This window comes from Legionella tunisiensis, assembly GCF_000308315.1.
Lineage (GTDB): Bacteria > Pseudomonadota > Gammaproteobacteria > Legionellales > Legionellaceae > Tatlockia > Tatlockia tunisiensis.
The window spans coordinates 1-10,326 of sequence record NZ_CALJ01000269.1 but is presented as its reverse complement, the minus strand read 5'-3'; the positions used below and the strand labels follow the sequence as shown (position 1 = coordinate 10,326).

Genomic DNA, 10,326 nt, shown 5'->3' with positions numbered 1-10,326 from the left:
TGGCGCTACAGCTGCAGATTAGATTTTTTAACATCCCTTTGGGCTGATTAAAAAATCGCAGCCTATTGCGGTCTCCGCTCCTCGGCCTTCAGCCTTCCATGGCGCGCAGTAAGAGAGTCTATATGGAAAATAATTGCGCAGCTGCTTTCATTCTAATAAATTGCGCTATAGGCACTGTCAAGTTAACTTTTGCTAGCGCAAGGAAGATGAAACCTGGGCTTTTCATCTTTACTTACTCTTCCAAAAGTTAAGTTGACGGTGCCCTTATCCCCTTTGCCAAAAATAAGCCGCTTTAAATTCGATACAGTGATTTTATGCTCGACCAACGCACGCGGAATCCAAGGGGCCAGGTTAATACACCCAATGACCATGAGTAATTCTTTTGCTGGTGTCATTAGCAACACTGTTCCTCTTAAGGGCAGCAAGATTAGCTAGCAGTCGTAATAAAATCAATAGGTTGGGCTGAAAATAATGAACCAATTCTTTTGCTGCAAAGTCACAAAGCACCGAGGCGTCTGTACGTTGCGTTCGGGCTTTTACCCTTTAATATCATAGTTTTTAGTAAAAAACCTGACTCTTAATATTCCATTAAGCCTTCATAGTTAGAGTGTGCAATTTTATCACAGTGGAGTTGTTACTATGCCTTACATAACCAAAAAGCACTTAGATAGTATAAGTCTTTATGCATTGCATGAAATTTAAAAAGTCTAGGAGTACGTTTTTGTTCCATATACTACGAAGGATTTTGAAAACACAGAAGCAAGAAACAAGCAAATCTCAGTTGCTCTCAATGCAGTTATTGCTATTTTGAATTATGATACATTAATGGTGGTAGGCGGAGTAGCTGCTGCTGCAATTTTTGCCACAAAAGGTTTTATTGAAAACTCAGAAGAGTCCTATCAATATTCGGCGTCTATTCTTAATGCTACCGGTTCTATGTTTTTACATATGAATCTAGACCTCTTGAATTTTGTTAGCCGCATTTTAGCGACTGCAGCAGCTGCGGTCTCTACCGTTGCAAAACCTGTAGTGGATGGCTTTTTCGATTTGGTTGACCATGATCTTGAGGTTGTTGGAAACCAAGTCACGCATGCCATTTAGTTCTTCAATTTTAAGAAAAAACTGAATTAATATTGATCCTACCCCCAAAACAGGGCTGCCAGAAATTAGAAAAAACTGACATCCGAGATTTTCTGCTTAAACTGATTTGGCGTCAAATTATTCAGGGAGGAATGGGCGAACATCGTTGTAATCTTGACGCCATTCCTCAATTTTTCTTTTAGCATCTTCCAGAGATAGAAACCAGTGGCTGTTCAGGCATTCGTCCCGAAAATTGCCATTAAATGATTCAATAAACGCATTATCTGTTGGTTTGCCGGGCCTTGAGAAATCCAGAGTTACATTATTCTGATAAGCCCATTTGTCTAATATCTTTGAAATGAACTCCGCCGTTTCTACCTTCTTGAACAGTATTAGGAAAACTAGGCATGCTTATAATTTCGTATTCTCGTTTTAACTTTAAACTAGCTATTTCTGGCTCTTTTGCAACATCTTTTCACCAGCAAATAGAGCGTAGTGTACCTCAAAAATTAACTTGACGGTGCCGCTCAAAGTTCACTGCACATCTGCAAAATAATTTAAGAAGGATTCCTGTTTTTGTTCTGTTCTGTTTCGAATTATTAAAATCTCGGAGCAGGTCCCTGGGCATCAGTTGATGAGGTATTTTCAAGCTCTTGCACAATAATTTTAACCGAGTTATTTAATTCTTTTTCAGTCTCATATTTTTGGTTTTTGACAAATCTATATCTTTGCCTTTGCCTTTGAAAAAACGCTCACCATGAGGAACATAATTAGTTGTTTTGGAAGAAACCAATTTTCTAAATAACATCATCATAACATCCTTTTTCAGTAAAGCATTTCTTTATTGAAAGAATAAGTATTTATAAAAAATATGCAAGTTTTATTTTTCATTGGTGAATGCATGTCTGTCTTATTGTTCTTTCTTTGGGTGTAACTGGTCTTTATCTGGTGATGGATTATCGTCTAACTGTTGAGCAATGGTTCGTGTATTTTTATTGAGAGAATTTATTTGTTTCTTGTCTGAAATTAATGTCCAGTCAATCGACCTCTTAAAATTTGTTGGTTTTTTTATTCCATCATGAGTTCTCCAAAAATAGCGACCATTTTGTATAAAAAATGGTTTATTTGTATATATTAGCAAATTATTTCATGAAAATCAGCTGGAAAATACGAAATTGGAAAGATACAGCGCTATGCACCTGAACTGAAGAAGCGGCTTGACTGGTATAAAAAGCGCTATTCCAGCAGATGGCATCGGGATGAAACGTATGTGCGTGTAAAGGAAGAATGGAAATATCTTTAGGGCTACAGACGAGCATGGCAATACCATTAATTTCTATCTTTCCCACCGAAGGAATGCGAAGGCTGCAAAACGGGTTCTTAAAAAACTCTTCAAATTGAATTTCATAATTTTTCACAAACTTATCTATTATCACTTTAGAGGCTTTTTTACATTTGAAAATAAAGAACTTATATTAGAAGTAGATGTTGAATTAATGGATAGCAATAAACAAAGAATTTGTAATATATTACAATGTTGATGAGTTGTAAACAAAACCCCATATTTCCTAACTCTTTGAGACACCTCATTCGAATATAGTTGGATTAATCCGAGTTAATAGCTCGTAAAATCGGATGGCTTGCTTAAGTCAGCCTTTTTCTCTTCAGAGAGCCATTTTTGCCTCTCCTCTACGGGGATAATGGTGCAATAGCCTTGCTCAGCGGAGTAAATAATCACGGCATCACCCTGCTCAAGCCGGGAAAGAAGCTGTCTTTTTTATGAGACAAATCCATTTCTTTCTCACCATAGTCGGTTGCCTCGCGAGTAAGTATCTCCATGATTAAATTCTCTATGGCCAGTTCCGACAGCAGATGGCAATCAATTTCAATCATACTGCGAGCTCCACCAGAGGATGAAATGCCATGATTTGGCAATCATCAGCGTAACTACTCCCCAAATCAACACATGCTGCTCAGGGGTAATAGAAATTGGCCGGCCGGCGGGATTTTCCGGCAGCAATTGCATGCCCCCGCTAGTCCAGCTTTTAGGAAAAAACAAAACCTTTTGTCTGACAATTAGTGAATTTAATTTGGTTGAAAGTGTTTCTCATAAAGATCCAGAGCTTTTTCAGCATCATCCTTTAATAAGCATTCTTTAGCCGCATTTTTAAGGGAGTTGGCATGAGAAGCTATTATAATTTTATGCTCCTGATCCTTACTGCTTTTATGTAAGGCACATAACATTTTCATCATGTGTACCGAAGCATTCCTGTCTTTACATACATAAGGTTGTATGCGACTAAAAATCAATTCACAAAACTCAGGAAATACAATCGATTGGGCGATTATGCGCAATTGATTCTCTGTATCATAACGATAGGCGGAAGGCAGGTTAATGTCCGATATTTTTTGTATACTGGACTGCAACCAGTCCATACAGGTTATTGCGGTAAAGGGGTCGTTAACTCCAGGCGATAAAGCACGAGCAATAATCTCAACCAGCTCGTCCACGAGAAAAAGAGGGTCTTGCTCTTGATTGCGCGTCGTGCTTAACACAAATACATCTCTGCATTGCTTTTGAATTGTCTTATCAATTGGCTCTTTTGAGTAGATAGTAAGTAGCTGAGTATTTATGGTGATAAAATCACCGCATCTTATTTCAAGCTGAATGATTAAATCATATTTTTTCGCGATATCCAGTAAAGAATTACCACCTATTATACGAATATAACCCTGTTGATTTGCTAATATCGATGTGCATTTCTGATAATGGTGAATAAATGAAGGTTTTTTATTTAAAAGCTCTGTCCCTAAATTACTTGGGAATATACACTCTAGCTGACCATTGAGCTCTTCTCCTACTCGAGCTATAACGTTGGACATATTAATGCTTTCAGGAATATGATGAAAAAATAGATAAGCACAATGATGCTACTGATACTTAGCAAAATAGCTACGAGCAGAGATATTTGCGGAATAAATACCCCATTAAGTTCAGTAACCCCATTTTTATTCGCATTAAATAATGCCAATAAAATAAAAAGACAATATAAAAATGTGGCAATAAACGTACCTAAGGTAATTTGATTGATTCTATCACGCATAAAATTAGAGGTAAGTCTGGGCCCCACTTGACTCCCAGCAAAGGCAACAGCCACAATGGTCATTGAGAAACTCACACCCGCCACAGAAATCATAGAGCTTGCTATGGTAGATAAAATAGCTCGGGCACCCTCAGGATTGCTTGCATGGAACCAACCCATGTATTCTAACCAATGCCAAACAAATAAGTGATCAAGCCGCAGGGTGAGCAGTGACAGAAGCAGGGAGAATATCGATAGGAGTAAAGGTATATACCAATAACTGGCACGAAGCTCTGAAAAAAATTGATCACTTTTGAGTTCATTCATTATTCCCTTAAAAATAGCTGCTAAAAAACACGGTGTTATCTAGCCTTTAATGTACTGTCTTTTTTAAAACTAAAAACCCTAAAATTCCAGAAGCCAACGAGCCAATAACCACCCCAATTTTTACCATGGGCATCAAATTAAGGTCGCTATATTGGTATGCTAAAGAACCAATAAATAAACTCATGGTAAACCCCACACCACAAATTAAAGACACGCCATAGACTTGCCGTAATGTAATATGTTCTGTTTTAAGAAATTTTCTAAAAGTAATAAAATAACCTAATGATAAAAATATACCCGTTTGCTTGCCCAAAAATAATCCTAAAGCCACGCCCAGAACAATGGGATGAAAAATGATCGACGTATCAAATCCTATAAATGATACACCTGCATTAGCAAACGCAAATACTGGAAGGATTAAAAACACTATCCAGGGATGTAAACCCTCCTCAAGCCGTGTCAGCATTCGGTTTTTGTTTTCATCAGGGATAGTCAGGGCTACCACTATCCCCGCTAAGGTTGCATGTACGCCTGATTTCAAAACAGCAATCCATAGGGCAACACCAACAACCATAAATAATGAAAGACGTCGACATTTAAAATAATTTAATCCAATCAAAACTAAGGTAAACAGTAAAGCAAAAATGCAAGAAGTCAGGGATAATTGATTAGTATAAAATACCGCAATAATAGCAATTGCTGCTATATCATCAAAAATAGCAATGGCGGTAAGTAATATTTTTAAAGAAAGAGGCACTCGGGAGCCTAGCAAAGACAAAATTCCTAGAGTAAATGCAATATCTGTTGCGGTAGGGATAGCCCAACCTTGAAGGTAAAGCGGATTATGAGCATTAAACCCGTAAAATATTAACGCAGGAAGAAGTAAGCCACTAAATGCCGCGATTATAGGAACCAACAAATTTTTTTATTACTTAATACCCCATAGCGCATTTCTCTTTTTATTTCCAGCCCAATGAGCAGAAAATATACGGCCATTAATCCATCATTAATCCAGAGAAGCATTGGTTTTTTTATAAGGAATGACCCAATACCAATACTTCCTTTAATCTCAAATAAATGGTTGTAGACTAGATGATAAGGAGAGTTAGCTATTATTATAGCGATGAGGGCAGCTGCAAAAAGTAGAACCCCACCCAGTGTTTCTAAATTATAAAATGAATCCTTGTTTGACATGTGGAGTTTCTAAATAGTAGGAATTAGTACATAGAGAGTATGTTAAAAAGTACTAAAAATACAAATTAGACCCATGGGATATTATCACTCTCACCAGTGAAGGATGCTAACGTTGAGTTTAACTTTTGCCTCACAGCACAAGCTCCGGAGCACTAAGCTCACAAGTGCCTCATTTATTGAGGGGGGAATGATGAGTGTGATATCTGAATCTGAAACTTATTTTTTATCTCCCTGAAACACATATAGAGCCTTTTTTATATAAATTGATCATAATATGGGGTACAGCGCTAGAGTATTTTCTGGCGCGTAAGCGTGTTAATTTCCCATATTCTTTTTCAACTCAAAATAATACGGTGCAGTGGTTATACGATGAGAATCGTTTGGATTAGCCTGAATGCCTTTGGGACTGTACTTATGACGAACTTCATGCAAATAATCGATAACTATTTGCTTTGATTCTGGATCAAGCAGGTTTTTTCCTGTGCCTTTATAGCCTATCGATAATGGGCCAAATAAATAACTGTCTAAATCAGAATTATTCGCCTCACGAAGCTCATTCACTATCGATTTTATATAGATACGCTGTAATGATTTGGACTTATGAACCAACGTATACTTCAGCATAATCGATGAATAATGATCCACTGTAGGCAGCCATTTATTAATTTTATCAAGATTAACCATTATTTCATCAGGAGAATGTGTATCGATAAAACCTCTAACGCCATCATCAGCCATCTTAGAGGTTAAAGATTTGGAATTTAAAAGCTCTGCAAAAAAGCCTTTAATAGTGGCTGCTCATTATTGATATAGGATTTAACAGTTCTATGCCTCTGATTATATAGCATTAAACCTTGAACAATTTTATTTTTACTTCTATGCTGTCTGACTCATCGTATAATTTTAACAATTTTTTGACTACATCAGGTCGGTATCTTCAGCAATGAGCCTATCTATCATAATGCCGCGTTTAACATCATTTAGGTTTGAATCGTAAGCAAACTGCATTTGGATGGTAGATGGTGACGTTACGTAGTGTGCTGGGGGTACATCCATGATCATTTGGAATTCCTCATATGGCATTACATTAAGTTCTTCGGATGTCACATTCTCTAAAGTTTTATTTACATTATCTAAATGATTTAGAGGACGGTATATTTTCCTTTCGTCATTATAATAAGGGAATGCATGAAACACCTTAATTGGTACCCAAACTCGTCCTGGCATTGTATTAAGGCCTTGGCTGTAAAATGCCCACCAGGCATAAGTATCACATCGCCAAGTACCACACTCAATGACTTGACCGGTCGTTGGAACCCCTGAACCAATATGATAGTTAGTATCAGAGGTATATTTAGGACACCACCAACGTTGATGATTTGCTTCGACAAGAACTCGATAACCAATGATACCTCTATCAGCTAGCCCATATTTACTTCCCCAATATTTTGAGCGGGATTTAAAATTGCTTATTGAATTAATTTGACCTACTGGATTTTCGTTGAGTACTTCGATGACTTGGTCTGCATTTTTTCCCATGCCCTCAGGAGACATCATGTAAGTTGTTGAAATACCGACATGACCTATCCAACCAAGTCCAGGTACGTTCAGATCTCTTCCCATAATTTCTGCCGGATAAATCTGCTTGGCATATATTAAGGAGCAAGTCAGGGTTGCAACCGACATACTTAAACCTAATGCCACGAGTCTTCTATTGCTCATTATTAAGTTCCTTCTCAAGGATTTGTTCAAATCCATCTCAAAATAACCAAATTCTTGTAGGTCGGCTTTTTAGACTCAAATTCAGTAATCTTATTAAGCTAATCCATCATAAGGATGTCTTAATCACCAGGTTATTGATATTACTATGGCAATTAGTCCTACTATGAACGCTAGTAGACACCAAACCCGCATTAATTTTTGGAGTAAAAACCGCGAGCAATAAGCCCCAAGAAAATAACGTTCCATATCATTTTAATTCCAACTGATGTGTTTTGGAAAAATTCACTGCAAGAAAGTGATACAGCAAATAAAAGCCAAATCCAAAAAATAAATGGCAACGGCTAAAAGCCCTAAATAAGGATCTAGAAGACCTCCTACAAAAATTAGTCCGGCAATAGCACACTGAATTATCACCGCCCAAAAAGCGCCTTTATCCTAGTCATTAACTTTAGAGATGATTTTGCCTTCTTTGAAAAATCAGCGCTTCCGATTTGCATTTTTTAGCCCAATTTATTCGTGTCATTACACAGCTAAATGATTAAGCGGGTTTATCTTACTGAAAATAATCAAGTGATTCCATAATAGAACTACGTAATTTGCGCAACATTCCTAAAAGCAATTACAGAAAAATTAGGAATCATAAGTACTTCCAAATGCCATTCTTTATACAGGCGGCGATTCACCAACCTTAAAAGAGAGTTGTAGCTAAACTAAAATTGCTTATCAGGACTGTTTACAACAGTTGAACTGGAAGGATTGGCAGTGGATATAAATACAATAAGTAGAGTGATTACAATAGCAGCGGTGATAACCATTGCTATTGTAATCACTCTTTTAGGTTATTTAATTAATTTTATTGTTTGGATTTTAAATCTTTTTTCGTGACTATCAAAGCATTAACAAAATAACTATTGTTACTGAGTTGTTGGACCATGGCGAATCACCCAATCATAACCAATCATTAAGCCTCGCTAAATACTTGTGGTTAGGTATCTATGCGGCTCAATCATAATAAATCGTGTTGAGTTGTTGAACACCCACTCAACTGCTTTAGTTCATTGGGATTTACCACTCTATACACATTCTTATCCACAGATTTTGTGGATAAGATAAAAAGCAATAATTGATCGAAAAAATCCTTCATCCCTTTTAAAACAAAGCTTTCCTTTGCAATAAGCTGTCTCTTTTTGTAAAAAATGGACGGTAAGATTAACGAGTTATCCACAGGATTTTAGAAGAAGAAAAAAGAATTGGTACTTCGTCATGATAAACAAATAAATATTAAAAAACAGTCTTGACTCTACGATTTTTAAATTCCAGGTAGATAGTTTGTTGGCGTGTGAAGGAAGATTTTGGTCTTATTATCCTTAACCTTACAAAATTACTCGTAACTGATTGATTTCAAATAAATAGCTCAAAATTTGAACCAAATTTATTATTATTGATTAATTGAATAGCAATATTATGATAAAATACTACCTGCTAATTAATGTAATCCGAGCTCCCATAGCACCACCGCATTCGGATAGGCCGGTGAAGTTTCTTTTATTCGGAGGATTGGTTTTCCACTGTTATTGTGATTTGCGTATTTATTTTCAAAAAATCTATTGAGCACACATTATGAGCAAAAAAAACACCTTTAGTTGTTACATTATTGGTAACGATAATATGGCATTGGAATGTGCAACTATTATCTTAGCTGGAGGTCACGAATTGCTTGGATTGATATCGCCATCAGAAAAAATCAAAAAATGGTGTGCTGCCAATCTCATCCCTTACATCGAAACCGTTAGACAATTTGAAAAAAGCATATGGGCGAAAAATTTGACTTCCTATTTAGCATAGTGAATGGTGAAATCCTTTCCAAAGAAATTTTAGCGCTTCCGCGTAATTACGCTATAAATTATCATAATTCTTCATTACCAAAATATGCTGGTTTGTATGCAACCACATGGGCGATTCTTAATGGCGAAACACAGCATGCTATTAGTTGGCACATTATGGATGAAAGGATTGACGCCGGTAATATTTTGAAACAACCAACCATTCCCATAGATGATTTTGATACGGCGCTTAGTTTAAATCTAAAATGTTACGAAAAAGCCATCCACTCTTTTCATGAGCTTGTTGATGAGCTTGCAACTAACACAACGAAAGCAGTCAAACAAAATTTATCATGCCGCTCCTACTATGGCCTAAAAGATAAGCCAGCTAATTTCGGGTTTATCTCTTGGGAGAAATCCTCCGATGATATCGATCGATTGTGTAGGGCTCTAACCATGGGAAATTACTTAAATCAATTAGCCGTCCCCAAAATTATAATTAATGGAACGATTTTTGTAGTAAAGGCACATAAAAAATTAAATAAAACATCAAGAATGGAGCCAGGAACAATTGTTAATATTTCAAATAATTATATACAAGTAACTACCGCAACATTCGATATCGCCATACTTGAGCTTACTGATCTGCAAGGAAAAATTACGCGATTCAAAAATTAATTAATTTATTGAATATCACTGTCCATTCAAAGCTTGACACAATTGATAGCGGATTTCTCGAAAGACTATCAACCAGCCCCGCCCAAAACCCCAAAGTGGAAAAATCTTGGGTTAATGAGTTCTTGAAATGCGCCCAGGAAGAGATTTCATTTTTGTCTAAATTACCAAAAATTTGAAGCATCCGTTGTCTCATTTGACGAAATGAAAACTAGAGTTCCTAATAAATTGTTAGAAAAACTAAAAAATTATCGGATAACAGCCATCTATTAAAAAATATCTTGCTAACAGCTACCTTGATCTATCTATACAGGTTAAATAATTATAGAAATTTATCGATAGAATTTAACAATCTTGAATTAAAATCCAATATGTCCACTCTGGCCTATTTTTTACCAGAACATCTCCCATTGACAACCAAT

General features: G+C 36.5%; 8 protein-coding genes and 3 pseudogenes. 4 read left to right on the top strand and 7 right to left on the bottom strand.

The features are described 5' to 3' along the window. Positions 1-807 precede the first annotated feature (807 nt). Positions 808-1,101 carry a hypothetical protein gene (locus BN58_RS16130; protein ID WP_019217701.1) on the top strand — a complete coding sequence of 98 codons (294 nt, stop codon included), beginning with the start codon at positions 808-810 and terminating at the stop codon, positions 1,099-1,101. Between the two features lie 132 nt (positions 1,102-1,233). Here BN58_RS16130 and BN58_RS30090 read toward each other — a convergent pair. Together BN58_RS30090 and BN58_RS37970 are read right to left on the bottom strand one after the other, a co-directional pair. Further along, positions 1,234-1,446 (bottom strand): annotated as a pseudogene (locus BN58_RS30090) (integrase core domain-containing protein); the annotation flags it as partial. A 776-nt stretch (positions 1,447-2,222) separates the two neighbouring features. Then, positions 2,223-2,498 carry a hypothetical protein gene (locus tag BN58_RS37970; protein ID WP_040916670.1) on the bottom strand — a complete coding sequence of 92 codons (276 nt, stop codon included), beginning with the start codon at positions 2,496-2,498 and terminating at the stop codon, positions 2,223-2,225. Here BN58_RS37970 and BN58_RS37965 point away from each other — a divergent pair. Next, positions 2,409-2,621 carry a hypothetical protein gene (locus BN58_RS37965; RefSeq protein WP_408605501.1) on the top strand — a complete coding sequence of 71 codons (213 nt, stop codon included), beginning with the start codon at positions 2,409-2,411 and terminating at the stop codon, positions 2,619-2,621. The two genes, BN58_RS37970 and BN58_RS37965, sit on opposite strands and share 90 nt — an antisense overlap. A gap of 193 nt (positions 2,622-2,814) precedes the next feature. Here the strand turns inward: BN58_RS37965 and BN58_RS30080 are convergent, their stop codons facing one another. From BN58_RS30080 to BN58_RS31155, 5 genes and pseudogenes are all read right to left on the bottom strand, one after another. Further along, positions 2,815-2,973, bottom strand: a complete 159-nt coding sequence (locus tag BN58_RS30080) for a YheU family protein (RefSeq protein ID WP_019217697.1) — start codon at positions 2,971-2,973, stop codon at positions 2,815-2,817. 192 nt (positions 2,974-3,165) lie between these two features. Beyond that, positions 3,166-4,490: pseudogene (locus tag BN58_RS34920) on the bottom strand (DUF2254 domain-containing protein). 46 nt (positions 4,491-4,536) lie between these two features. Next, a pseudogene (gene nhaA / locus BN58_RS26360) lies at positions 4,537-5,684 on the bottom strand (Na+/H+ antiporter NhaA). A gap of 315 nt (positions 5,685-5,999) precedes the next feature. Next, a complete protein-coding gene (locus BN58_RS31160; RefSeq protein ID WP_019217695.1) occupies positions 6,000-6,422 on the bottom strand; it encodes a hypothetical protein in 423 nt (140 codons plus the stop codon). A gap of 180 nt (positions 6,423-6,602) precedes the next feature. Continuing rightward, positions 6,603-7,370: a hypothetical protein gene (locus BN58_RS31155; RefSeq protein WP_156812581.1), complete on the bottom strand. Its 768-nt coding sequence runs from the start codon at positions 7,368-7,370 to the stop codon at positions 6,603-6,605. 1,656 nt (positions 7,371-9,026) lie between these two features. Here BN58_RS31155 and BN58_RS34915 point away from each other — a divergent pair. Both BN58_RS34915 and BN58_RS34910 read left to right on the top strand, forming a co-directional pair. Continuing rightward, a complete protein-coding gene (locus BN58_RS34915; RefSeq protein WP_019217692.1) occupies positions 9,027-9,251 on the top strand; it encodes a hypothetical protein in 225 nt (74 codons plus the stop codon). Then, a complete protein-coding gene (locus tag BN58_RS34910) occupies positions 9,218-9,907 on the top strand; it encodes a formyltransferase family protein (protein WP_232220715.1) in 690 nt (229 codons plus the stop codon). The genes BN58_RS34915 and BN58_RS34910 overlap by 34 nt, the downstream gene beginning before the upstream one ends. Positions 9,908-10,326 lie beyond the last annotated feature (419 nt).

Coding starts and splice junctions, on each gene's coding strand:
- BN58_RS30080 (WP_019217697.1), bottom strand. CDS start 2,973: ATGATTGAAATTGATTGCCATCTGCTGTCGGAACTGGCCATAGAGAAT.
- BN58_RS31160 (WP_019217695.1), bottom strand. CDS start 6,422: ATGGCTGATGATGGCGTTAGAGGTTTTATCGATACACATTCTCCTGAT.
- BN58_RS31155 (WP_156812581.1), bottom strand. CDS start 7,370: ATGTCGGTTGCAACCCTGACTTGCTCCTTAATATATGCCAAGCAGATT.
- BN58_RS34915 (WP_019217692.1), top strand. CDS start 9,027: ATGAGCAAAAAAAACACCTTTAGTTGTTACATTATTGGTAACGATAAT.
- BN58_RS34910 (WP_232220715.1), top strand. CDS start 9,218: ATGGGCGAAAAATTTGACTTCCTATTTAGCATAGTGAATGGTGAAATC.